The following is a 24,128-nucleotide window of genomic DNA, read 5'->3' as shown; positions in this document are numbered from 1 at the left end:
GTGCGGGTTCGCTGGCGCCCTGGCGCGACAGCCCGCGCGCGGCCATCAGACGCTTCGCCTGGACCGCGAGGGCGCCGGCGCGCGGCGCCAGCGTCTTGTCGGACGTGACCGCGGTGCGCAGCACGGCGAGCAGGTCGGATTCCCGGATCGCCGGGTCCGCGCAGGTCCGCGCATCCTCGAGGAGATCGGCGAAGGAGGCATTCCAGGCCGGGTCGTGCAGGCGCCACAGGACGAGCGCGACCACGCTGTCCTCGCTGGTCCTGCCGTCCGGCAGCACGACGTCCAACGACGCAGTCCCCATGATGATGGCACCTGTCACGCAACGGAACGCACGGAATCGTCTGGTCCGTCGAGACGATTGCAACCGCGCCGCGAACCGGTTGCAACAGCCCCGTGACCGTACGGCAGCCTTATCCACAGCGCCCCATGATGCACCGCAGCACCGAAAGATGACTTAACGTCATGTCCGCTGGTCAGGGCGCCCTCGCGGCGCTACTGTTCGCTCATGCCGCCGGGGAGCGGCCGGTCCGGGAGGAGCAGAGCATGGGATTCTTCGATTTCGTGAAGAACGTCGGCAAGAAGCTGGTGGGCGCCAGCGAAGCGCAGGCGGCGCCGGCCCCCGCGCTGACGCAGGAGGTGGCGAGCCACGGCTTCGACACGAGCAAGCTGCAGATCGGCACGAGCGGCAACAACGTGCAGCTGTCGGGCCAGGTGAAGTCGCAGGAAGAGGCCGAGCGCATCATCCTTGCCCTCGGCAACACGGTGGGCGTGGCGCAGGTGGACACCAGCCAGCTCATCGTCGCGGCTGAGACGCCGGCGGCCAAGTTCTACACGGTGAAGAAGGGCGACACGCTCTGGAAGATCGCCGAGACCCACTACGGCAAGGGCGCCGACTATCCGAAGATCGTGGCGGCCAACAATCCGCCGATCGTCAATCCGGACCTCATCCAGCCGGGCTGGGTCCTTCGCATTCCCTGACCTTGCCCTATACTCCCGGACGGGCGGAGGCATCGACGCCTCCGCCGTCACATCGACCGGGAGAACGCCACTGCCCATCCTGACGCGCCGCGGCCTCGCCGCGGCATCCTTGCTCGCGCCGCTTGCGCCCGCCGTCGTTCGGGCGCAGTCATGGCCTTCCGGCACGATCCGGATCGTCGTGCCGTTCCCGCCCGGGGGCTCGGTGGATGCGCTGGCGCGCCTCGCCCAGCCGGTGCTGGAACGCAGCCTCGGCACCGCGGTGATCGTGGAGAACCGGGCAGGGGCCGGCGGCAGCGTCGGCGCCAATGCCGTCGCCAAGGCGCCTCCCGACGGCAACACCTGGCTCTTCGTCTTCGACACCCATGCGGTGAACCCGTCCCTGCTGCCGAACATGCCCTTCGATTCGGTGAAGGACCTCGATCCGGTGATGCTGATCGGCACGGCGCCGATGGTCATCGTCACCCATCCCTCGCAGCCCTACAGGACGCTCGCCGAGGTGGTTCAGGCCGGCAAGGAGCGGGCAGGGGGCGTTCCCTACGGCACCATCGGCAACGGCAGCCTCGGCCATCTCGCGATGACGCTGCTCGCCAAGCGCGCCGGCACCAGCTTCAACCATATCCCCTATCGCGGCGGCGGACCGCTGATCAACGACGCGCTCGGCGGCCATGTGCCGCTGTCCATCGCCTCCGTCGCGGTCCTGGCGTCGCATCTGACCGCCGGCACTCTGCGGCCGATCGTGCAGACCGGCGCCCAGCGGGCCACGACGCTGCCCAACGTGCCGACGGTGGCGGAGAACGGCTTCGCCGGGTTCGAGGCCGAGGCCTGGTGGGGCGTCTTCGCGCCCGCCGGGACCCCGGCGCCCATCGTCGCGCGCTTCCAGGAGGCCCTCGCCGGCGCCTTCCGCGAGCCCGCCACGGCGCGGCAGCTGACGGAAACCCAGCAGATCAAGCTCCTGGCGACCGGTCCGGACGCGCTGAGGGGCTTCTTCGCCGAGCAGATGAAGATCTGGGGCGAGGTGGTCCGCGACAATTCGATCAAGGCGAGCTGATTTTCCGTCCGGGCGCTTGATGGCGGCGGGGAACACCCCTATAACGCCCGCCGCCGCCATGCGGTTCGCTCCCTTCGTCTAGAGGCCTAGGACACCAGCCTTTCACGTTGGGTACACGGGTTCGAATCCCGTAGGGAGCGCCAACTACCTTTTAGTTCTGTTTTGCCAGCCCTGACCCTCGCGGCTTTTTGCCAGCAGACACTTGTCTCAAGGGGAATCGGACCGGCTGCGGTGTAGTTGTTCGTGCTTCCGATTTCTCGCCTCGCGGTTCCTTTGCCGACAAATGCATCGGAGGCCAACCGTTGTCAGCTGACACTAAGCGGTGGCACGAAGCGCAACATCATGCCGGAGCCATACATCGGCGCCGCACCGGGCAGATCTTGTTCGGAGGTCTGGCCTTCACCTCCAGGTGTAGCGTTCCGGATGGCAATATCGATGGCGATTACGCCTTCGCGCCGTGTTGAGGGCCTTGAATTGTCCCCTAAGCGGCCTTTCAGGTCGTCGATTGGTGCGAAATGGATGAGACAACCATTGGCCTGTCGGAGCGTCTTGAAGGCTGGTACGTCCGTTTCGATCACGGAGTAACCCTCGCCGCCGAGGTCGAGGAACGCTGCTGCGTCCCGATCGGGGTGGTCCGACGCAACATAGATCGCCGCGATGCCTGAAGCCTCGTTCGGATGGCTGATGAGTTCGGGGAGCCAGACCCATTCCGGCGCCTGATGCTCACAGACAAAGAACTTGGTGCCAGCGACCGAGACATCGTCCGGCCATCTGACAATGCCGAACCGTGCCACCCCTTTGGCGCCATCCCGTCTTCCGACCTCGCGATCGAAGTAGCCTGGACCGGTCGGGATATGTCCCTGGTCACGAATGCGCGTTGCAGCCTGAGCTGCATCGCGCGACGCAAAAGCGATGGCTTCCACACCGCCGCCGCCCTTCAGAAACCTTCGCGTGCCCTCATTGTAAGGTGTCGGGCGCACGACCCCGAGAAGCTCGATGTACTGGTCACCGAGCATGATCGTGTGGTTTGCGGTGCCCACTTCGTGCGGGTGGTAGCCGCGAGGCGAGAGCGTGAAGCCGAGCGAGGACCAAGTCCTTTCGGCTTCATCGAGATCCGCGACCGTGATGACGATGTGATCGACACCACCGATCGGCCAAGGGCATGGCGAGAAACTCATGGCTCGACGACGATCTTGCCTATGACGGCGCGGCGATCGAGCACCGACATCGCCTCGACGGCGCGTTCGAGAGAAAAGCGTTCGGGATGCAGAACCGGCTTCAAGCGCCCCGACTTGACGAGACCGAGCAGGTCGATGACGTCATTGCGGCTCCAGCCGTTGGAGCCAACGATGTTGAGCTCGAAGGTCCAGATGAAGCGGATGTCCTCTGGCGGATTGTAGCCGGCTGTTGCGCCGCAGGTCAGGAGCCGGCCGTCCCGCTTCATCACCTTGAGCGACTTCGTCCACGTGTCGCCGCCGGTGAAATTGACCACGACGTCGACCCCCTTGCCCTCATCCTGGAAGACGCGGGCGCGACCAAATTTGGCCTGACACACTTTCACGAAGTCTTCTGTTGCGTAGTTGATGCCGAAGTCGGCGCCGAGCTCGGCGAGCCTGGACAGCTTATCGTCAGATGATGCGCAGACCGCGACCGTTGCGCCAGCGTCCTTGGCCAACTGAACGCAGCACGTACCAACCCCGCCAGAGGCGCCGAGGATGAGCACGGTCTCGCCGGCGGTCACCTTGCCGCGGGCAACCATCATCCGATAGGCGGTGCCATAGGCCACGGGGAGGGCTGCGGCTTCGGCGTATCCGACGGCGTCATCGAGCGGCACCAACTGGTGAGCAGGAATCCTCACATATTCGGCAAGACCCCCGTCGTAAGTCTCACCGGTCAGGCCCCCTTTGACGCGGTCAATGGGATCGACGAGGACGCGATCGCCCACCTTGAAGCGCTCAACGTCGGACCCTGTCGCAACGATATCGCCGGCGATGTCGATGCCGATGATGATCGGCATCGGAACCTTGATCCCGGGCATGCCATTGCGGGTGAAGACATCATGATAGTTCAGCGTGCAGGCGCGCACGCGCAGAACCACATCCTCCGGTCCCGGTACCGGGTCGGGCCAATCCGTGTGGAACTTGAAAGCCTCGTTGCCGCCGTGTTGGGTCAGCACCATCGCGCGCATTGTTTTTGCCTCCCCTATCCGGTCTGTGAGCCGTATGTGCCGCGCCCGATGGCGACGAGCGAACCCTTGGCGTCAAAGACATCGATGTCGCAGACGGCGACCGTGCGCCCGAGCCGACGGACGCTCGCCTTGGCCGTCAGCCGTGGCCCCGTTGCAGGTTTGAGGTAGTCGATCCGCAGGTTGATCGTCGGAACACCGCCACCGACCGCTGCCGCCACCGCCAGGTCGCCGATCGTGTCGATGAACGAGGCGATGGGGCCGCCATGGAACTGGCCTGTACCTGCCTGTCGCTCGTGAGCCGCCAGAAGGGGGAGTTCGCCCGTCACAACTCCTGAAGGATCGAGGGTGATCTCCTCCATCCCGAGGGCTGCGATCGCGGGAGAGCTCTGGAACCCGGCAACGATGTTCGCAAAGGCGTTGGTGTCCATTTCAGTGCTCCTCAGGCCAGGGCCTTGTCGGCGCGCTCGCCCCGCGCGCGCCGTTCCTCGGCGATCACCGCGGCCCGCTTTGTCAGGGCGCTGCGATCGGGCTTGTTGGTGGCGGCAAGCGGGATTTCCGGCACGATCTCGACGAAGCGCGGATGGGCAAAAGCCGGTCCGTTTGCGAGCGCAAAGGCCTTGATGTCGGCCTCTTCAATGGTCGTGCCGGGCTTTGCGACGACGAAGGCGAAGGGCAGGGCGCCTTTCACGTCGTCCGGCACAGGGACCACCATGGCCTGATGGACGTGGCCGTGGCGTTCCAAGAGCTTTTCAACTTCGCCCGGCCAGACGTTCTCACCGCCGACCACGAACATGTCGTCGGCTCTGCCGACGAAATAGAAAAACCCGTCCTTGTCGCGCCTCATGATGTCGCCGGAGCGGTACCAGCCCTCACGCAGGGCATCTGCCGTCCGGGCCGGCAGATTATGGTAGCCCTCCATGAGCGATGGATTGCGCATGTAGAGGACGCCTTCGTCAGGCGATGTTCCCTCGCGCAGCTCCATCTCGCTGCCTGCAAGGGGGTAGCCAAGAGCGATCACCGGGCGCGGTGTGCCGTCAGGATGAGGGCCGAACACGACGGGGCCTGCCTCCGTCGTCCCATAGCTGTTCGACAAGATCGCGCCGGGGAAGAGCGCCTCCACCTTGTCGATCAGCGCCTGTGTGAGCGGGGCCGAGCCCATCATCACGCGCTTGACGCTCGATAGGTCAAGGGTTGCGAAGAGGTCCTTCTCGCGGGCACACAGCGCGAGCATCGTTGGTACCGAGGTCAACCAGGTGACCCGATGCCTGGCCACCGCGCGCAGATAGGCCGCCGCATTGAACGAGGGCATCAGGACGAAGCTTGCGCCGGCAACGAGCGCCATCTTGATGCTGAAGGTCGCATTCATGTGGTAGAGCGGCGCCGCGACGATGTACCGATTTTCCGAGATGTCGCCGAAGAGCGTCAGCGACTGGGACAGGCCCCAAAGCTGCGAGTAGTGCGAGAGCAACACGCCTTTGGGCTTACCCGTTGAGCCTGACGTGTAGAGCATCATGCCGACGTCATGCCGGCCCGGCGGAACGGCTTCGAACGGTCCGGGAAGCGCCATCTGGTCGAGAGCGCCTGAGGGCTCCATGTCGAAGGCTGTCAGTCCCGCCGGCACGAGACGCGCGTGGGCAGCGTCATGGAAGACGGCCTTCAGCGACGCGTCAGCAACGATGTACTCGATGACGTTGGTGGCAAGCTTTATCGAGATCGGCACCGTCACCAGGCCGGCGCGCATGGTCGCGAGGAAGGCCACGACATATCGCCACGAATTGAACCCGAGGATTCCGATGCGATCGCCTGTTGCAAACCCCTTGGCAAGGAGACCTCGCGCCAAGGCATTCACGGCGGCATCGAGCTCCGCATAGGTGAGTTCGAACGGGCTTTCGGGATCGGCCACATCGATGATGGCGACTTTGGTCTCGCGACCCTTGATGTCGAAGCATGAGCCGAGATTGCGGGTGAGGAGATCCTGCGGGTCCATTGATCTTGCCTCCTAGGATCGACGCCAGGGCACGAGTGCGCGGTGAGCCGCGCGGGTGAAGGCGCCTGCCAAGGCGCCGAGGACACCCAGCCCGATGATCGCAGCGAACATGACCGAGACGTTCAGATCAGCCGCATAGGTGCGCACGATGTGGCCGAGGCCTTTGGGGCTTGCGATGAATTCGGACACCACGCAGCCAACGAATGCGAGCACGACTGCGACCTGGATGCCGGCCATGACCTGATCGATGGCCCCGGGGAACTTGACGTCCCTGAAGATCCGGAACCGCGATGCGCCGAATGCGCGGTAGAGGTCGATGAGCGCAGGGTTCACGCCGCGGACGCCGACGATGGTGTTCACGAACACGGGGAAGAAACAGAGCAGCGCAACCGTCGCGACCTTCGATGCGATGCCCACTCCGAGATAGACAATAATCAGCGGAGCGATCGCGACCGTCGGCATGGACTGTGTCGCGATGACCAGCGGATAGATGGCCAGCGCGACGGGCCTGATCTCTGCGACGAGTGCTCCAAGAACGATGGCAACGATGACCCCGATCACGAGGCCAATGAGGGTGCCTTGGAGGGTGAAGAGGGCGTGCTCGTAGAGTGTTCCGACAATCCATCCCTGGTACAGCGCCTGGCCAATGGCCGAGAGCGGCGGCAGAACGAATGAAGGAAGGTCAAAGACTCTAATCGCCAACTCCCAGCCGATCGCGCACAGGCAAAGCGTGGCGCAGGTGGCAACCAGGGTCTTGAGGTTGTCTGCGATCATGGCGAGGCGCTCGGAGCAGCCGTCGCGGGCGAACGGTTCCAGAAGACGACGCGCCGATGGATGGTGCGCACGATGGCGTTGAGGCCGACGCCCAGCATCCCCAAGGTGAGGATGGCTGCGAAAACGAGTGGGAGATCAAAGGCGCTCGAGGCGTCCTGGATCAGAAAACCCATGCCGCGCGTCGCGCCGATGAACTCCATGACGACGCACCCGATGAGGGCGAACGAGACGGCGACCTCGAGCCCGGCGAAGATGGTTGGGGCGGCGGTTGGGAGTTTGACATCCAAGAACCGCTGGAGGCGGGAGGCGCCGCTCACCCGCAGGAGGTCGAGAAGGTTGGTATCGGCGGAGCGGAAGCCCACGAGGCCGTTGACGAAGACGGGGAAGAAACAGATCAGGGCGACCAGAATGGTCTTGCCCTGCAGCCCAAAGCCCGCCCACAGGAACACAAGGGGAGCGATCGCGACTTTCGGGATGGCCTGAATGGCGGTGAGCGGCAGGATCAGGAAGCGTTCGACCGGCCGGAACTCTGCGATGAGCGCGGCGAGGACGAGAGCGATCAGTGAGCCCGTCGCATAGCCGACGATGGTCGCCTGCAGGGTAGAGGCGAGATGGCGCCACACGAGCGGGTTCTGGGCGCCTTCGACGAAGGCTGTAAGCACCCGCGCGGGCTGCGGCAGCAAATAGGATGGGATGGCGCCGGTGACCGTACCGATGTGCCAGGCGCCGATCGTCATGGCGAGCGCAATGGCGGGATAGGCAAGTTCCTGGAGCCGTGTTCGCCAGGCGATCATGGATCGCCTGCCTTCGGACGGAATTGGGCACGAAGGTGGCTTGAGAGCGCAACAAAGCGCCGGTCATCGAGTGTTGCGACCGTGCGCGGCCGCGGCAGGTCGATGGCAACCTCTTCGATGACGCGTCCGGGGCGCGGCGACATCACGAGAACCCGATCCGAAAGATAGACGGCCTCCGGGATCGAGTGGGTGATGAAGAGCACGGACTTGGCAGTTGTCGACCAGATGCGCTGGATCTCGTCCATCATGGTCTCGCGCGTCATGGCATCGAGCGCCGCGAAGGGCTCGTCCATGAGGAGCATCGAGGGGTCGTGGATGAGGCCGCGGGCGATCCCGACGCGCTGCTGCATGCCTCCTGAGAGTTCGTGTGGGTAGTGGTTCTCGAACCCTTTGAGCCCGACGAGCTCAAGGAGTGCCAGCGCCTTCGGACGATATTCACTGAGGCTGCGCCCCATGGCGCGAATGGGGACGAGCACGTTGTCGATCACACGGCGCCAGGGCAGGAGGGTTGGCTGCTGGAAGACGATGCCAACGTCCGGTCTTGGGCCTTTGATGGCTTCTCCCGACAGTCGCAGGGTCCCTTGAGAGGGCGCCATCAGGCCAGAGGCTAATCTGAGAAGGGTCGACTTGCCGCAGCCCGACGGGCCGAGGACGGAAACGAACTCTCCGTCCCCGACCTTGAAACTGAGGTCTGAGAGGGCCGTCAGCGGCCCTCTGCTGGTGTCGTAGACGAGCGATACGTTCTCGACTGCGAGACGAGACATGCTGTCCTCAGCGCGCGGCTTTGGCCGTTGCCTCGATAGCGGCTGGATCGATGCCACGATTGATGTCTGCGAGGAGTTCACCTGTCATCAGTCGGGCAAGATCGAGATCGGACCTTTGGATCTGACCTTCTGAACGCATGACGTCGATCAGGCGCTGCCAGGACCCGTCCGGGAACTGGCCGTAGACCGGCGCGCTGCCGGCAGCGAAGTCGTCGATCTGGACGCGATCGGTCATCACGATGCGCGACTGCGTCGCGAGTTCTGCAGCCTCCTGCCCCGCGGGGGGGCGCGAGGAGGGGACGGCTGCCCACCAGCTGCGAGCACAGGCCTCCGGGTTGGCCTTGCAGGCAATCCAGGACTTCACGAGGGCTCGTCCGAACCCGACCGCAAGGCGGGGATTGTCACGCAGTGTCGCCTCGCTTGCGACCCAGCCGTTTGAGAACAGGGTCCGGAAAGCTTCGGGCATCGGCAGACGCCTGATCTTGATCCCTGCGAGCTCCATCCTGAGGTGCTCGCCGACGAAGAGGTTCAGGGCATCGACCTCGCCGGTCTGCATACGGCGCCAGGCTGCTGCGCCGAGGCCGACGGGGAGGACCTCGACATCACGCTGCCAGGTCACGCCTTGGCTCGCGAGCATGGCGCGGGAGAGCGGGAGATTGCCCCATGTGAGGGCACCAACGCCGAGCTTCTTGCCTTTGAGATCTGCGAGAGATCCGATGGGGCTGGCCTCAGGCACCACGAACTCGAAGGTTTGGCTCCGGAGCCAGTTCATGAAGAAGCGAACCGGCATTGGCTCGCCGCGGGCGAGCGCGATAATGGCAAGATCCGGATTGGCATAGCCGAACTGGACCTGACCTGCAGCGATCTGGGGCAGAAGCACTGCTGAACCCGTCACGCCGACGCGTTCGAGCACCATTCCTTCCTCGCGGAAGAAGCCGAGCTGTTCGCCAAAGGTGAACAGGGCGAACTGAACGTTCCACGGGGAGGGAAGGCCGACCACCACGCGCTGTTGGGCGTGTGCGGGGGCCATGGAGATCGCTCCCATTACTCCGAGAGCGGTCGCCGAGAGGATATGACGGAGAAAACGCCTGACCATGGGATCACCAGAGTTCGATTGGGCGGACTTGGGGCAAATTCAGCCCCCAGAGCCTACGACCCGGTGCCGGCAGGACAATCTGCAAGCCTTGCTGTTCTCGCCAGATATTGCTGCGGTGTTCAGACCCGCTCTATCGCCCAGCTTCACGCCAGGCGCGTGGAGGCTTGCCAAAGCGTCGCCTGAACATTTCCCCGAACCGGCTCGCCGAGGCGAAGCCTGTTGAACGGGCAATCTCGGCAATGGGCAAGTTGCTGTTCATGAGCATTTCCCTTGCCTTTGCGAGCCGGTGGCGAACGACCCATTCGTGGGGCGTGTAGCCAGTCGCGGATTTGAATGACCGCGAAAAGTGGAACTTTGACAGGCCGGCGGCATGTGCCATGTCGTCCAGAATGATGCGCCTCTGGCTTTGGGCTTCGACAAACTCCATTGCTCGCCTGATCCGCCAATGCGGCCCCCGGGAATTGTCGATGTCGCGTTCCCCACCTGCCCGCATGAGAGCTGAAATGATGAGCCCGATCGATTGATCGCAATAGAGGTCGTCGAGGTCGTCGACCGCCCGGGCGCTATTGGTATGGGCATCCACCAGCCGGCGGATCAGGATGGCAATGACGGGGTCTTCGGCTGCGAGCTTCGAGCCTTTGACGACGCTGTCTTCGCTTCCAACTCCGGCGCCGTCGAGGAAATCGCGGACCCATTTTCGTGGCACTGCGATGCTGGGGAAACGGTAGTTGGTGTTCCATGCGGCGAACCGGTCGCAAGACCAGGGGATCGCATAGACCGCGCCTGGTTTGATCTTCAAACGCTCGAACCCGTCACCGCGATCGCGCTCCATGATGAAGGGCTTCGAGACATCGAAGATCCCGACGACCAGGTCGTCGAACCCCCTAAGCCACCGGCCTTCCTGTTTTCGGCAGGCGGCGACTGAAATCCAGGTCTGCGAACGGCCAACCGTTGCGTGGGCAACAATGCGATTTGTGTCGCCATAATCGGTCATGGCGTCTTCGAAGAAACGGCCCATAACGAAATCCCGTACGCTGGCTCAAATCGTGAGCAGAGCTCAGGCGGGAGCACGATGACTGACCCCGCCCTATGCATCAACACATTGAGAAGCAGCTTTCATGCCCAACTCGTGAGAAGCCCGAAGAGCTTCCCAACCATTGGGGGCTTGGCTTCGCTCAAGACCGGCAGGTTGCCGTTCGGACCATTCCTCGCGGAGGCTCGCCAGCGAGCCCGGAAAGGCAGGTATTTGGCCGTTTTTTCGATACGAGCTGACCTGCTGCAGCGTCGCTACCGTTCTTGCCGCATTGAGTTCTGGAAGGAGAGGAGGGCGACAACCCGTCACGCCGCCAGACGCAGGATGGCCACGACGTCTGCCGGTGAGGCGATCGGCCGCGGATTGGCCTTCACGAAAGGATTGCTCATCGCGAGCTCCGCGATGCGGTCGAACTGGTCCTCATGTACGCCGACATCCGCCAGACGCCGGGGCTGACCGAGGTCGGCAATCAGCTGCGCCACCGCGGTCGCCGCGTCCGGGGCGTTCGGGTCTACCGCCTCGTGGACCAACCGGTCGCGGCCGCCGACATGGCCGGCGTTCCATGCCATCACGGCTGGCAGCATGATGCAGGATGTGTGGCCATGGGCGACACCCGCGACGGCTCCCAGCTGATGGCCGATCCCATGGCTCGCCCCATAGCGCACCCGGCCTACGCTTTGCGAAGCGAGCCAGACGCCGAACTGGCTCTCCTGCCGGGCAAGAAGGTCGCCTGGGTCTGCCCTGGTCGCACGCAGGCTCCTGCCGAGGAGCCGCAGGGCGTGCAACGCGCAGCCGTCGATGAACGGATTGGCGTCCGGCGACAGGATGGCCTCGACCGCGTGGTCTGTCGCCCGCACGCCGCTCGACAGCCACAGTCCTTCAGGCGTCGCCTGGCAAAGCGCCGGATCAAAAATCACCGTCTCGGCCGGAAACCAGGACGCTGCGAAACCGAACTTGATGCGCGTTTCCGGATCGACCGAGCCGCCGATGGTTCCGAATTCCGCCCCCGACAGCGTCGTCGGTGCGGCGATGTAGCGGGGAGGATCGGAGATCGCCAATGGCTGACCGCCCTTCTGCATCGAGCGGGCGATAAGTCCGTCGCGGCCGTCGATTCCCTCGGCCTGGATGAGCCCTGCGATCTTTACAGCGTCGATCACGCTTCCACCGCCTAGCGCCAGGATCAGGTCCGGACGGAATGCGGCGAGACGCTGAGCGAGTGCGAACACTGAGGGCATCGGCGTGTGGGCAGGGATGGCGTCTTCAACCGCCACCGCATCGAGGTCGCCATGGGCCTTGGCCATCGCTGCCGCGCGCTGGCTCAGCGAACGCGTTGTCACGATAAAGAGCCGGCGGGCCCCGCGCTTGCTCACCTCCTCATATAGCGCAGCGTCAAGATGCTGGCCCCAGGCAACGACCTTCTGATCGAGGAGGGCGAAACGGCCGGCAGGAGGAGGGATTATGGCGGACATGAACGTCTCCATGGCAGGCTAGTTTAAGGGGAGGGCCCCTGGATCGTGGAAGCGGCGACGCCAGCTCGACCGTTTGCGCCAACTTGTGGACCGCTGATCTCTCCTCAATGGTATCGGGCTCGGTGGCGGCGACAATCCCTCGGAGCTGTGGAGCTGCTGGACGCAAGGATGGCCGAGCAGGAGCGGGACATTTCTTTGCCCTTGAAAAAACCGGTGGTAAGGCTTTGGCTGACATGAGATCGCCAGAGCCGCCCCAATGGTAAGCGAGCGCCGCCCCGCCCGAACTGGCTTTACGCTCAAGCAGCTTGCAGAGGTCGCCGGCGTCCATCCGTCTACCGTTTCGCGCGCCCTTGATCCGTTGAAGAATGGTCTCGTCGCGGCAGATGTGGCCGATCGCATTCGCCGGATTGCCGAGGAATATGGCTATCGGCGCAACTCGGTCGCCGCGAGCCTGCGAACCCAGCGCTCGACGCTCGTGGGAGTTCTCGTTCCGGACATCGCCAATCCTGTCTTCTCTCCGATCATTTCGGGCATCACGGAGGTTGTCCGCGGGCAGGGGTTTTCGACCATCGTCGCCGACACGGGCGGTGAAGCCGACAGTGGTCTCAGGCTGGTGGACGAACTGATCGCCAGAAGGGTAGAGGGGCTCGTCCTTGCCAGCGCGACCCGCAACGACCCGGTGCTCAACCATTGCCTTGCCGAGGGCATTCCCGTGGTCCTCGTCAACCGGGCGGATGACCTTGATCGCGCGCCGGCCGTCGTCAGCGACGACATCCTGGGCATGCGGGCTGCCGTTGAGCATCTCTATGGGCTCGGGCATCGGGAGATCGGTTTCGTCGGTGGCCCGGAACGGTTGTCGACCGGCCACCTCCGTCGCATCGGGTTTGAGAAGGGCCTGTCCGATTTCGGATTCGCGTTCCGGCCCGACCTCGCTGTGGAGGCGCGGGCCTACGACATCGAGGCGGGTCAGTCCGCCGCCGCCGACCTGATGCGCCGGCATCCTCGACTGACCGCCATCGTCGCCGGCAACGATCTCCTCGCTCTCGGCACCTGCGCGGCGATCCGGGGGAGGGGCCTGACCTGCCCGGGCGATGTCTCCGTCGTCGGGCACAACGACATGCCTCTGGTGGACCTCGTCGAGCCGTCGCTGACGACGATCCGCATCGGTCCCCGGCAGATGGGCCAGGAGGCCGCCCGGATGCTGTTGGCCCTGATCGACGGCGAGGCCGTCCCGCAGATGCGCGTCGTGCTCCCCTCGACGCTGATTGTCCGCGGCTCCACCGGGGCGCCCAACAAGGCGGCCCAGCGCCGATAAGATGTGCAGGCCTAAGGATTGACACCAGCATGATCTTTATCGCAACCTGCCATTGCAATCGATTGCGGCGCTAAATTTCACGGCTTTCCCGGCAATGTTGGCCGCAGGGGCTTCTTACGGAGGGTGCAATGCTGAAGGTGACGCGACGGACGTTCATTGCCACTTCAGCGGTGGGAGCACTGCACGCCCCCCAGGTCATGGCGCAAACCGACTTCATGGAGCCGGCCCGCATCCGGATGGGTTTTGCGCCCTACATTTCCGCCGGCCCCTATTACATCGCGCAGGCCAAGGGCTATTTCCGCAAGCTCAATATCGAGATTGTGCCGACCAGCCACGTCGACGGGTCGCTGTCGATGCCGGCGCTTGCGGCAGGTGAACTCGACATCACCGGCGCCACCCTCAGCGCTGGTCTGTTCAACCTCATGGCCAAGGGCGCGGGCCTGCGCCTCTTCTTCGAGCGCGGCCGCGAGGCACCGGGCTGGGGCTCGAACTCCATCATGGTGTCCAATGCGATGTGGGAGAAGGGCTTCCGCTCTCTCGACGGCTATAAGCTCGCCAAGGGCGCAAAGATCGGCATCTCGTCGCGCGGCAGTGTCGCCCACTACCTCCATACGGTCGGCCTGGAACGGGCGGGTCTGAAGTTCGACGATGCCGACTGGAACTGGGGAATGTCGCCACAGGTCAGTCTGCCTTTGATGCAGCAGAACCGCATCGACATCCTCAACATGCCGCTGCCGGCCGCCTATGCCGCGCAGAACCGCGGGGTTGGCAAGATCGCGACATGGAGCGACGAGATCGCTCCTGACTTTGTGCTCGCCTGCTCGGTCGCCAGCGAGAAATTCCTCCGCGAGAGGCATTCGGCCGCCGTCCGGTTTTCCATGGCGATCATGCAAGGCAACGCCGAGTTCATGGAAGCGGCTCGCAACGGCACTCCAGAGATCCTGAAGATCATGGCCGAGGGAACGGGGCTGACGCCGGAGGTCATCAACTCGACGCGTCCGCGCTGGACCTTCATGTCGGCCGACGGCCTGCCGAACATGCCGTCGATCGTCGCTCAGCAGCGGTTCTGGCACGAGAAAACCGATCTTCTCCAGCGCATGGTTCCCGAGAACCAGCTGTTCGACGATCGGGCCGTGCGCGAGGCCAGAAAGCGCCTCGACGACAAGAACCCCTTCATCTGACCTGTTGCCGCCTTCCGCCGCGCTGGGAGGCGCGTCTCGTTCATGCAGTTTCAGTCCATTTCCATCGAGGGCCTGTCGCACCGCTTCCTGTCACGCACACGTCCACCGACGACAGCGCTGACCGATGTGACGTGCACGTTTCCGGCAGGGAAGGTGACGGCCATCGTCGGTCCGTCGGGATGCGGCAAGTCGACCCTTCTTCTCATCATGCGCGGCCTGATGAAGGCGAGCCAGGGCGAGATCAGGTTCCTGTACGGTGACGGCGCTGGGCGGGTCACGGCTGGAGCGCCGCCCCGCATGTCGACGGTCTGGCAGTCGTTCAACTTGCTCCCCTGGCGGACCGTTGCCGACAACGTCTCGTTCGGCCTTGAATTGCAGGGAATGGCGAAGGCCGAGCGGCTGGACAAGGCGATGGAGGCCATCCGGCTGGTCGAACTCAGCGGGTTTGAGAACCACTATCCGGGCCAGCTGTCCGGCGGCATGAAGCAGCGCGTTGGCCTTGCCCGGGGCATGGTCATGGCACCCGACGTTCTGTTCCTGGACGAACCCTTCGGGGCGCTCGACGCACAGACGCGCCTTTATCTGCAGGAGCAGCTGTCGACGCTGGTCGAGAAGAGCGCCAAGACCGTGGTCCTCATCACCCACTCCATCGAGGAGGCGATCTTTCTCGCCGACCACGTGATCGTCATGACCGCTCGTCCGGGCAGGATCGCTGCCAGCCTCGAGGTGGACCTTCCTCGCCCCCGGGGCGTCGATATCCAGCATGACAAGCGGTTCGGCGAACTCTTTTCCGAAATCTACGGACTGCTCCGCGACGAAGTGCGCAAGTCGATGCTGAATTGAGGCTTGCGGCGCATGACTGACATCAACAGGACCATAACCTTCGTGACAGACAGCTCAGCGCCCCCCGCGCCGCCGGACGAACGCCTCAAGGACGACACCTGGTGGTATGGCCCGGTGGCGATGGCCTGCTTCCTGGTCTTTTGGGAGCTGTCGGTGATGTACGGCTCGATCCCCGAGCTGTTCCTGCCGCGCCCCTCTGTCGTGGTGGTGACGCTCTACGACCTCTTCGCCACCCGAGGGCTCCTCTACGATCTCGGCATTACACTCTACCGCATCTTCGGCGGCTTCTTCCTCGCGGCCTTCATCGGCATCGGGCTTGGACTTGCAATGGGGATGTCGAAGCGCGTCTACGCGATCGCCGACATTTTCGTGGCGGCGCTCTATCCCGTGCCGAAGATCGCGCTGGTGCCGCTCCTAGTCATCTGGCTCGGCACCGGCAACTCGTTCCAGATCGCCCTGTCGGCTCTCGGCTGCATCTTTCCGATCCTCGTCAACACGATCATCGGGGTCCGGCAATGCGACGAGGGCCTGATCCTCGCCGCCCGTGATCTCGGCGCCAGCCCGCTCCAAATCCAGCGCAAGGTCGTCCTTCCGGCAGCCATCCCCGCCATCTTCGGCGGATTGCGGCTGGCCCTCGGCATCTCGATCATCCTCGTGGTGGCCGCGGAGATGCAGACGGCGCGCTATGGGCTTGGCGCCAAGCTTCAGATGGCAGGCCAGGTGCTGGAGACCGGCCAGGTCTTCGCCATCCTGCTGCTGCTCGCCGTTCTCGGCATCTTCCTGACCAAGGCTCAGGACAGGATCGGCAATCTCGTCAATCGCTGGCGCGCCAACTGACGGCACCGGGCATACCGCATACCCAGCGCCACCGCGGCGCATATCGGAGAAGCATCCCATGAAGCGCACCCTCATCGAGTGCGGCTGGCTCGTGTCCATGGACGACGCGGTCGGCGACCACCGGCATGCCCGCATTCTGGTGGAGGGGAACCGCATCCTTGCCGCCGGCAAGGGCATCGAGGCGGAGGCCGACGAGGTCATCGACGCCCGCGACATGATCGTCATGCCCGGCCTGATCGATGCTCACATCCACACCTGGCAGGCGGGCCTGCGCGCCATCGGATCGGAATGGCTCGGGCCCGACTACCACAAGAACATCCACGCCAATCTCGCGACCCATTACGGACCGGAGGACAACTACCTCGGCAACCTGATCGGCGCTCTCGGGCAGATCGACGGCGGCGTCACCACCATCCTCGACTGGTGTCACAACCTGACCTCGCTCGAACATGCCGAGCGATCGGTCGACGGGCTTGAGGAATCGGGCATTCGCGCCGTCTTCGCCCACGGCACGGCGAAGCCGCCGACGAAGCCGGGCGAGCTCCCCTACACGCACGTTCCTCATCCGCGCGACCGGATCGAGGCGCTGCGCAACGGTCGCTTTGCCTCCGACGATCGGTTGGTCACCCTCGCCATGGCCATCCTCGGCCCGCACTGGGGCACCTACGAGGTCGCCGAGCAGGACCTGAGGCTCGCACGTGAGCTCGACCTCCTCTCGACTTCGCATGCGACGCGCAAGATTCCCGATCAGGTGGCCCCCGGGGGCTATGGGAAGCTTGTCGCCGCCGGCCTCATCGGACCCGACCACAATCTCGTCCACGGCAACTACATCGAGGACGAGGAGCTCAAACCCCTGATCGAAGCCGGCGCTTCCGTCACGGCCACCGTGCTCGTCGAGCTTCATGGCCATGCGGCCGAGCCCGTTACGCTCAGGGTGCGCCGCTTCGGTGGCATGCCGTCCATCGGGATCGACGTCGAGCCCATCGTCACCGGCGAGATGTTCCGCGAGATGCAGGCGGCTCTCCTGCATGCGCGCTGGGCCTCGCTCCGCGACAATGCGGCCGCCGGGCGGCCGCCCTTCCAGACGATCCCGATCCGCTCGCGTGAAGCGCTGACCTGGGCGACGATCGGCAATGCCCGCGCCATCGGCCTTGAGGACCAGATCGGCTCCATCACGCCGGGAAAGAGGGCCGACATCGTGATGCTGCGGGCCAACGATCTCAACCTCTTCCCCGTTCACGACCCGCTTCTGTCCATCACGGACCAGGCCCATGCCGGCAACGTCGACACCGTCATGATCGACGGGGTCATCAAAAAGCGGGGAGGGCGCCGTAGCTTCCCCGATGCGCTGCTGGAGACACGCAAGGGCGAACTCGTCGCCTCGATCGACCGCATCATGCGGGCCGGCAACTTCACGCCGGCCGCGAGCTGACGGCGATGCGTAGGACGTTGCTTAAATGCGGCTGGATCGTCTCGATGGATCCGGCTGTCGGTGATCTCAGGGACGGGGAAATCCTCGTCCACGGCGATCGTATCGCCGCCGTCGGTCGCCAGCTCGGCGCAGAGGTCGACGAGGTGATCGAGGCGCCGGCGATGATCGCCATGCCGGGCCTCGTCAACGCCCATCTCCACACCTGGCAAACGGGCCTGAGGGCGATCGGCTGCGAATGGGCGCACGGGGAATATTTCAAGTATCTCCACGGCGGCATGGCGACCCAGTACGGCCCGGAGGACAACTACCTCGGCAACCTCATCGGCGCGCTGAACCAGATCGACGGCGGCTGCACCACCCTCAACGACTATTGCCACAACATCACGTCGACGGAGCAGGCCGAACGATCGATCGACGCGCTGGAGGAGACCGGCATCCGCGCGGTCTTCACGCTCGGTGCCGGCAAGTTGCCGCCGGAGGGCGAGGCGCGCGAGCCCTTCGAACGGCGGATCAATCCGCGCGAGCGCGTCGCGCACATCCGCGCGCGCCTCGCCGACGACGCCGGTCTCGTCACCATGGCACTGGCGGTGGCCGGGCCGCATTGGGCGGAGATGGAGCCGACGCGGATCAACTTGCGGCTTGCCCGGGAGATGGGGCTGAGATCCTCCTCCCACGCCACCAAGCGTCCTGAACTCGCCATCGATCCACGCGGCTATTATCCTCTGCTCGACGAGGGTCTGATCGGCGCCGATCACAGCGTCGTCCATGGCAATTACCTCTCCGACGACGAGTTGAAGCGGCTCTTCGACGCCGGGGTCACTTTCTGCGCCACGGTCCAGACCGAGCTGCGCGGCTATGCCGGCGATCCCCTCGTCGGACGCGTGCGGGCCCTCGGCGGCACGCCCTCTCTCGGGGTGGACGTCGAGCCGCGCGTGTCCGGCGAAATGTTCCGCGAGATGCACGTCGCGCTGCTCTATGCGCTGTCCGTCTGCCAGCGCGAGAATGCCCGCGATGCAAAGCCCCCGTTCAGCACGGTTCCGATCCGCTCACGCGAGGCGCTCGCCTGGGCGACGATCGGCGGCGCCGAGGCGCTCGGACTGCAAGATCGCATTGGAACGCTGACGCCGGGAAAGAAGGCCGACATCGTCCTCCTCGATGGTGACGACCTCAACCTCTTCCCCGTCCACGATCCCGTCCTGTCGATCGTCGAGCAAGCCAATGCCGGCAACGTCGATACGGTCCTCATCGACGGCGTCATCCGCAAACGCAACAAGGCCCTTGTGTTCCCGCCGGACGTCAGACGGCGCCGCATGGAGCAATTGGCAGCCTCGGTCGCGCGGATCATGGACGAGGCCTCCTACGTGCCCTTCGGCCGCTGAGACGATGGACGCGGCCAGGCACACCCTCATCCGCTGCGGCTGGCTCGTCACCGGCGCCAACGAGCCAGCATTGCGCGGCGGCGAACTGATCATCCGGGGCGACAGCATCGTCGCCGTCGGGCAGCGGCTCGAGCAGCCGTGCGAGGAGGTCATCGACGCCGGGCGGATGATCGTCATGCCTGGCCTCGTGAACATGCATCTCCACACGTTCCAGACAGGCTTTCGCGCCATCGGGTCAGAGTGGCTCGCCCCGGACTATTTCCGGCTGTTCTACGGCGATATCGCCACGCGTTTTACGCCCGAGGACAATTACCTCGGCACACTGTTCGGGGCGCTCGGCCAGATCAGTGCCGGGGTCACGACACTCGCCGACTATTCACACAACCTGCGCACCCTCGAACAGGCCGAGCGCTCGGTCGATGCCCTCAGCGATTCAGGCATTCGGGCGGTCTTCATCCATGGCGACGGGCTGCGGGAGCCGGTGTCGCCCGGCGCCATGCCGGCCCGGCGCCTGCACCCGCGCGACCGTGTCGAGGCTCTGCGCCGGAGCCGGTTCTCCGGGCCCGGCCGCGTCACGCTCGCCCTCGGGATCGCCGGTCCGCACTGGGCGGATTGGGAGGCAAGCCTCCACAATGTCCGCCTCGCCCGCGATCTCGGCCTCATCGTCTCCTCACACGTCACGCGTGCCCACAAGGATGCGGTCGTTCCCGACGGCTATGATCGCCTCGCGGCACTCGGCCTGCTCGGACCCGACCACAATCTGGTCCACTGCAATCATCTGACGCGGGACGAGGTGTGCCGGCTCCTCGATGCCGGCTGCACCGTCACAGCGACCACCAGCAACGAGTTCCACGACTATCCGACCGACTCGGTTGTGCGGAAGGTGATGGATCACGGGCACCGGCCATCGCTCGGTGTCGACGTCGAAGCCATGGTGTCGGGAGATCTCTGGCGAGAGATGCAGACGGCGCTGCTGTTCGCCCGCAACGAGGGGCTGCGATCGGGGCGACGCGACGCCATGATCGCGTCCCGCTCGGCTCTCGGCTGGGTCACGACGGCAGGAGCCGAGGCGCTCGGAATGGCTACAGCAATCGGCAGGCTGCAGCCCGGCATGAAGGCGGATCTCATCATGCTGCGGGCCGACGACCTCAACCTCTTCCCCGTCCACGATCCGATCGCGTCGCTGGTCGAGCAGGCTCACGCAGGCAACGTCGATACGGTGATCATCGATGGCATCACGCGCAAGCGGGACGGGCGCATGCTGGCCGAGCAGGGGTGGCTCACGTCCATGGGAGAGCGCCTGGTGGAGTCGGTTGCGCGACTGAGACGAGAGGCCTTCCCAGGCGAGGCGGCATCTCCCGCGGCCACACGACACTAGCCGCCGAAAGGCACATGTTCATTGACGAATGCAATCGATTGCATTAGCGTTTTTATCGGGAGTCGATAATGATCATTGAGCGGCAGGAGCAGGTGACGGACGCCGTTCTGGCAGCCATGTCGGACACAGGCAATCCGCGTCTCGCCGTCATCATGAACTCCCTCGTCCGCCACCTCCACGACTTTGTCCGTGAGGTGCAATTGACCGAGCCCGAGTTCGAGCAGGCGATCGGGGCCGTGGTCGCGCTGGGGCAACTGACGACCGCAACGCATAACGAGGTCGTGCTCGCCGCAGATGTCATCGGGCTCTCGACGCTCGTCTGCCTGATGAACAACGGACCGGCGGGCAATACCGAAACGGCAGCCGCGCTGCTCGGCCCGTTCTGGCGCATGAATTCGCCTGTGACCCGGAATGGCGACAGCATCGTGCGCTCGCCAACCCCCGGCGAAAATCTCGCGGTTCGATGCGCGGTGAGGGACGTCAACGGCGCACCGGTGGCGGGGGCGGTTGTGGACGTGTGGCAGGCCTCGCCCGTCGGCATGTACGAGAACCAGGACCCTGACCAGGCGGATATGAACCTGCGGGGACAGTTCACCACCGATGCGGAAGGGCGGTTCTGGTTCTCCTCCGTGAAACCGGCAGGCTACCCGGTTCCGACGCACGGGATCGTCGGCACGCTGCTCGCCGCCCAGAAGCGTGCGCCGCTTCGTCCGGCCCACATCCATTTCCTGATTTACAAGCCCGGTTTTAAGACGCTCGTGTCGCAGATCTTCGTCGACGACGAGCAGCAGCTGCAATCGGATGTGGTGTTTGGGGTTACCCGATCGCTCGTCGGCAAGCTCGACCGCGGCGCTGACGGACTCTCCCTGGCCCATGACTTTGTTCTCGCCCCCGGCGAGGCCATCCTTCCAACCCCCCCCATTTCCTGAGGTGACGATGTCTGGCCGGCTCGCCGATAAGGTCGTAGTAGTTATTGGAGGCTCAGGAGGCATCGGCGGCGCGACGGCCAAAGCCCTCGCGGCAGAAGGCGCTCGCGTGGTCGTAACCTTCCGGCGAGGTAAGGCCAGCGCCCAAGCGGTAGTCGCTTCGCTGCCAGCTGGCGGGCATCTGTGTCTGCCGGCCGAACTCGGCGACAGCGCGTCTCTTGCCGATCTTGCCGCCCGCGTCGAGCAGGAGACCGGCGGCGCGGACATCCTGATCAATACCGGTGGTTTCACGCAGCCTGTTCCCGCTGCCGATCTCCACGCCCTGACCGACGATCTGATCGATGAAATCTTCCAGATCAACTGGCGGGGCCAGTTTGCCGCTATCCGTGCCTTCCGCGGCCAGCTTGCAAGGCGGGGTGACGGGCTGATCGTCAATGTCTCGTCCATTGCGGCCTTCAACGGCGTCGGTTCCAACATCGCCTATGCGGCGGTGAAGGCAGCAACCGACACAATGACCAAGTCATTGGCCCGCGCACTTGCCCCGGCAATTCGGGTGATGGGGGTGTCGCCGGGCGTAGTCGCCACCGACTTCGTCGCGGGCCGGGGACCGGAGCAACTGGCAAGGATCGCTCCGACAATTCCGCTCCAGCGTGTCGCGAGTGCCGAGGATGTCGCCCGGGCGATCGTCGCCTGCGCCACGCACCTTACCTATTCGACCGGATCGCTCGTCGTCGTCGACGGCGGCCGCGCGCTCTAGCTGCGAGGGAATGTGACCATGCGGTCCATGCGAGACAAGGTTGTCATCACCTGCGCGGTGACGGGAAACCTGACCACCCCGGACCAGACCCCCCATTTGCCGATCACGCCGGAAGAGATTGCGGAGGCCTGTCTCGGGGCGGCCGAAGCGGGTGCGGCCGTCGTCCATATCCACGTCCGAGATCCCGCGACCGGCCGGCCGTCGATGGAGCTTCAGTATTACGAGGAGGTCGTGGACCGGATCCGGACGCGAAACCCTCAACTGATCCTCAATCTGACGACAGGGCCGGGGGGGCGGTTCGTACCGTCCGAGGACGATCCGAAGGTCGCGGGGCCAGGCACGACGCTGGTCGCCCCGGAAAAGCGTGTCGAGCACATCGCCAAGATCCGCCCCGACATCTGCACGCTCGACCTCAACACCATGAACTCGGGCGGACAGGTGGTGATCAACACCCCCGGCAATGTCCGCAAGATGGCCAAGGTCATGCGCGAGGCGGGGGTGAAGCCAGAAATCGAACTGTTCGACTCGGGCGACATTGCGCTGATGCACGACCTGATCCGCGACGGCACGCTCGAGGCGCCTTGCATCGCCTCCTTTGTCCTTGGCGTGAAGTACGGCTTCCAGCCGAGCGCCGAGACCGTTCTCTATGCCCGCAACCTCTTGCCTGCCGGCACCGAGTTCACGGCGATCGGTATCGGGCGATCGACCTTTCCCATGGTGGCTCAATCGGTCCTGGCGGGTGGCCATGCCCGCACGGGCCTCGAGGACGGGGTCTACCTCTCGCGCGGGGAGCTTGCACCCTCCAACGCGGCGATGGTCGAGAAGGCACGCCGCATCATCGAGGAACTCGGCGTATCCGTCGCAAGCCCCGACGAGGCGCGAGAGATCTTCCAACTTCCCTCGAGAGGGGCGTGATCGCGGCCATGACGTCGATGACCATTGAGGAGAGGGCAGGGGTCGAGGATACGGCGATGCGCCGTGTTCGCCTGCTCGAGAAGGCCGCATCGATCGAGCTGGTGGCGCCTGCCGTGCAGCGTGTCGGGCGGTTGCGCCCCGCCGCAGGGGAGGTTCTCGTCGAGATCCGTGCCGCGGCGGTGAACCCGTCCGACGCCAAGGCGGCCATCGGGATGATGCCCTACGCCGTTTTTCCCCGAACCCCAGGACGTGACTTTGCCGGGATCGTGGTCGAGGGAGACGCTTCCATGATCGGCAAGGAGGTCTTCGGCTCCTCCGGCGATCTCGGCATCCGCCGAGACGGCACCCATGCGAGCCACCTCCTGGTGGAGGAGGACGGTGTCGTCGAGAAACCCGCCGCCCTCGACCTTGTGGCCGCGAGCGGGATCGGAGTTCCCTTCGTCACGGCCCAGGAGGGATTCAGGCGAACAGGCGTACCGACACCGGGCGAAACGATCGCCATCTTCGGGATCAACGGCAAGGTTGGCCAGGCCGCCGCCCAGATCGCCGCCTGGTGCGGCGCGCGGGTCATCGGCATTGCCCGCAAACGCGAGCCCTACGCCGGCTACACGAGCGGCTCGGTCGAGGTGATCGACGCAAGCGCATGCGACGCCGCGACTGCGATCCGCGAGACGACCGGCGGAAAAGGCGCCGACATCGTCTTCAACACGGTCGGCGAGCCCTATCATGAGGCTGCGACCAAGGCGCTTGCCGTGCGTGGGCGGATGATCATCATCGCCTCGGTCAAACAGCCGGTGTCGTTCGATCTCTTCAGCTTCTACCGTGGCCGGCACACCTATGTGGGGATCGATACGCTTGCGCTGTCGACCCCTGCCACGGCGCAGGTGTTGCGCGAGTTGCTTACCGGCCTCGTCTCTGGACACTTGCGGCCGTTCGACGTCCACCCGGAAGCGATCTTCCCTCTGGACCGGGCGCGCGAAGCCTATGCGGCCGTGCTCGGCTCGACCCGCAATCGCATTTTCCTCGTGCCCTAG

General features: G+C 64.8%; 24 protein-coding genes and 1 tRNA gene. 14 read left to right on the top strand and 11 right to left on the bottom strand.

The genetic code is table 11. From position 1 onward, the window contains the following. The coding region (locus ACT6XY_RS07395) for a hypothetical protein (RefSeq protein ID WP_444747690.1) at nt 1-301 on the bottom strand (301 nt) is incomplete at its 3' end. 242 nt (nt 302-543) lie between these two features. On the opposite strand from ACT6XY_RS07395, the gene lysM reads away from it, so the two are divergent. The 3 genes from lysM (at nt 544) to ACT6XY_RS07380 (ending at nt 2,169) form a co-directional block, all read left to right on the top strand. Then, nucleotides 544-978: a peptidoglycan-binding protein LysM gene (gene lysM, locus ACT6XY_RS07390; RefSeq protein WP_444747689.1), complete on the top strand. Its 435-nt coding sequence runs from the start codon at nt 544-546 to the stop codon at nt 976-978. A gap of 178 nt (nt 979-1,156) precedes the next feature. After that, on the top strand, nt 1,157-2,026 hold the full coding sequence (locus ACT6XY_RS07385; RefSeq protein ID WP_444747688.1) for a tripartite tricarboxylate transporter substrate binding protein: 870 nt from the start codon (nt 1,157-1,159) through the stop codon (nt 2,024-2,026). A 67-nt stretch (nt 2,027-2,093) separates the two neighbouring features. After that, nucleotides 2,094-2,169: transfer RNA gene (locus ACT6XY_RS07380), tRNA-Glu, on the top strand. A gap of 162 nt (nt 2,170-2,331) precedes the next feature. Here ACT6XY_RS07380 and ACT6XY_RS07375 read toward each other — a convergent pair. The 10 genes from ACT6XY_RS07375 to ACT6XY_RS07330 form a co-directional block, all read right to left on the bottom strand. Next, entirely contained in the window at nt 2,332-3,204 is an 873-nt protein-coding gene (locus ACT6XY_RS07375) for a VOC family protein (RefSeq protein ID WP_444747687.1), read from the bottom strand. Next, entirely contained in the window at nt 3,201-4,214 is a 1,014-nt protein-coding gene (locus ACT6XY_RS07370) for a zinc-binding dehydrogenase (protein WP_444747686.1), read from the bottom strand. Before ACT6XY_RS07370 ends, ACT6XY_RS07375 begins: the two co-directional genes overlap by 4 nt. A 14-nt stretch (nt 4,215-4,228) precedes the next feature. Beyond that, nucleotides 4,229-4,642: a PaaI family thioesterase gene (locus ACT6XY_RS07365; RefSeq protein WP_444747685.1), complete on the bottom strand. Its 414-nt coding sequence runs from the start codon at nt 4,640-4,642 to the stop codon at nt 4,229-4,231. An 11-nt stretch (nt 4,643-4,653) separates the two neighbouring features. Further along, on the bottom strand, nt 4,654-6,201 hold the full coding sequence (locus ACT6XY_RS07360) for a class I adenylate-forming enzyme family protein (protein ID WP_444747684.1): 1,548 nt from the start codon (nt 6,199-6,201) through the stop codon (nt 4,654-4,656). A gap of 12 nt (nt 6,202-6,213) precedes the next feature. Continuing rightward, on the bottom strand, nt 6,214-6,975 hold the full coding sequence (locus ACT6XY_RS07355) for an ABC transporter permease (protein WP_444747683.1): 762 nt from the start codon (nt 6,973-6,975) through the stop codon (nt 6,214-6,216). Beyond that, a complete protein-coding gene (locus ACT6XY_RS07350; protein WP_444747682.1) occupies nt 6,972-7,769 on the bottom strand; it encodes an ABC transporter permease in 798 nt (265 codons plus the stop codon). The genes ACT6XY_RS07355 and ACT6XY_RS07350 overlap by 4 nt, the downstream gene beginning before the upstream one ends. Further along, entirely contained in the window at nt 7,766-8,533 is a 768-nt protein-coding gene (locus tag ACT6XY_RS07345) for an ABC transporter ATP-binding protein (protein ID WP_444747681.1), read from the bottom strand. The genes ACT6XY_RS07350 and ACT6XY_RS07345 overlap by 4 nt, the downstream gene beginning before the upstream one ends. 7 nt (nt 8,534-8,540) lie before the next feature. Beyond that, the gene (locus ACT6XY_RS07340) at nt 8,541-9,563 is read right to left on the bottom strand and encodes an ABC transporter substrate-binding protein (RefSeq protein WP_444747680.1); all 1,023 of its coding nucleotides are present in this window, start codon (nt 9,561-9,563) and stop codon (nt 8,541-8,543) included. Between the two features lie 196 nt (nt 9,564-9,759). After that, a complete protein-coding gene (locus tag ACT6XY_RS07335) occupies nt 9,760-10,623 on the bottom strand; it encodes a helix-turn-helix domain-containing protein (RefSeq protein WP_444747679.1) in 864 nt (287 codons plus the stop codon). Nucleotides 10,624-10,967: 344 nt separating this feature from the next. Further along, nucleotides 10,968-12,131 carry an iron-containing alcohol dehydrogenase gene (locus tag ACT6XY_RS07330; RefSeq protein ID WP_444747678.1) on the bottom strand — a complete coding sequence of 388 codons (1,164 nt, stop codon included), beginning with the start codon at nt 12,129-12,131 and terminating at the stop codon, nt 10,968-10,970. Between the two features lie 256 nt (nt 12,132-12,387). Between ACT6XY_RS07330 and ACT6XY_RS07325 the strand changes: the two genes are divergently transcribed. The 11 genes from ACT6XY_RS07325 (at nt 12,388) to ACT6XY_RS07275 (ending at nt 24,128) form a co-directional block, all read left to right on the top strand. Further along, complete coding sequence (locus ACT6XY_RS07325) at nt 12,388-13,446, top strand: LacI family DNA-binding transcriptional regulator (RefSeq protein ID WP_444747677.1); 1,059 nt, start codon at nt 12,388-12,390, stop codon at nt 13,444-13,446. Between the two features lie 128 nt (nt 13,447-13,574). Next, entirely contained in the window at nt 13,575-14,627 is a 1,053-nt protein-coding gene (locus ACT6XY_RS07320; RefSeq protein ID WP_444747676.1) for an ABC transporter substrate-binding protein, read from the top strand. A 42-nt stretch (nt 14,628-14,669) separates the two neighbouring features. Beyond that, nucleotides 14,670-15,470, top strand: coding sequence for an ABC transporter ATP-binding protein (locus tag ACT6XY_RS07315; protein WP_444747675.1), 801 nt, complete (start codon nt 14,670-14,672; stop codon nt 15,468-15,470). 42 nt (nt 15,471-15,512) lie between these two features. Further along, a complete protein-coding gene (locus ACT6XY_RS07310; RefSeq protein WP_444747674.1) occupies nt 15,513-16,307 on the top strand; it encodes an ABC transporter permease in 795 nt (264 codons plus the stop codon). 58 nt (nt 16,308-16,365) lie between these two features. Further along, the gene (locus ACT6XY_RS07305) at nt 16,366-17,739 is read left to right on the top strand and encodes an amidohydrolase family protein (protein WP_444747673.1); all 1,374 of its coding nucleotides are present in this window, start codon (nt 16,366-16,368) and stop codon (nt 17,737-17,739) included. A 5-nt stretch (nt 17,740-17,744) separates the two neighbouring features. Then, entirely contained in the window at nt 17,745-19,118 is a 1,374-nt protein-coding gene (locus tag ACT6XY_RS07300; protein WP_444747672.1) for an amidohydrolase family protein, read from the top strand. Between the two features lie 4 nt (nt 19,119-19,122). Then, complete coding sequence (locus ACT6XY_RS07295) at nt 19,123-20,496, top strand: amidohydrolase family protein (protein WP_444747671.1); 1,374 nt, start codon at nt 19,123-19,125, stop codon at nt 20,494-20,496. Between the two features lie 68 nt (nt 20,497-20,564). Then, nucleotides 20,565-21,425 carry a dioxygenase family protein gene (locus ACT6XY_RS07290; protein WP_444747670.1) on the top strand — a complete coding sequence of 287 codons (861 nt, stop codon included), beginning with the start codon at nt 20,565-20,567 and terminating at the stop codon, nt 21,423-21,425. 7 nt (nt 21,426-21,432) lie between these two features. After that, entirely contained in the window at nt 21,433-22,179 is a 747-nt protein-coding gene (locus ACT6XY_RS07285; protein WP_444747669.1) for an SDR family NAD(P)-dependent oxidoreductase, read from the top strand. Between the two features lie 27 nt (nt 22,180-22,206). Next, complete coding sequence (locus ACT6XY_RS07280; protein ID WP_444747693.1) at nt 22,207-23,094, top strand: 3-keto-5-aminohexanoate cleavage protein; 888 nt, start codon at nt 22,207-22,209, stop codon at nt 23,092-23,094. A gap of 17 nt (nt 23,095-23,111) precedes the next feature. Next, nucleotides 23,112-24,128, top strand: coding sequence for a quinone oxidoreductase family protein (locus tag ACT6XY_RS07275; RefSeq protein ID WP_444747692.1), 1,017 nt, complete (start codon nt 23,112-23,114; stop codon nt 24,126-24,128).

Origin of the sequence: Phreatobacter sp. (genome assembly GCF_052440005.1) — a bacterium.
In the GTDB taxonomy this organism is placed as follows: domain Bacteria; phylum Pseudomonadota; class Alphaproteobacteria; order Rhizobiales; family Phreatobacteraceae; genus Phreatobacter.
Note: the sequence above shows the minus strand (reverse complement) of the source record. Positions and strands in the feature narration are given on the sequence as shown.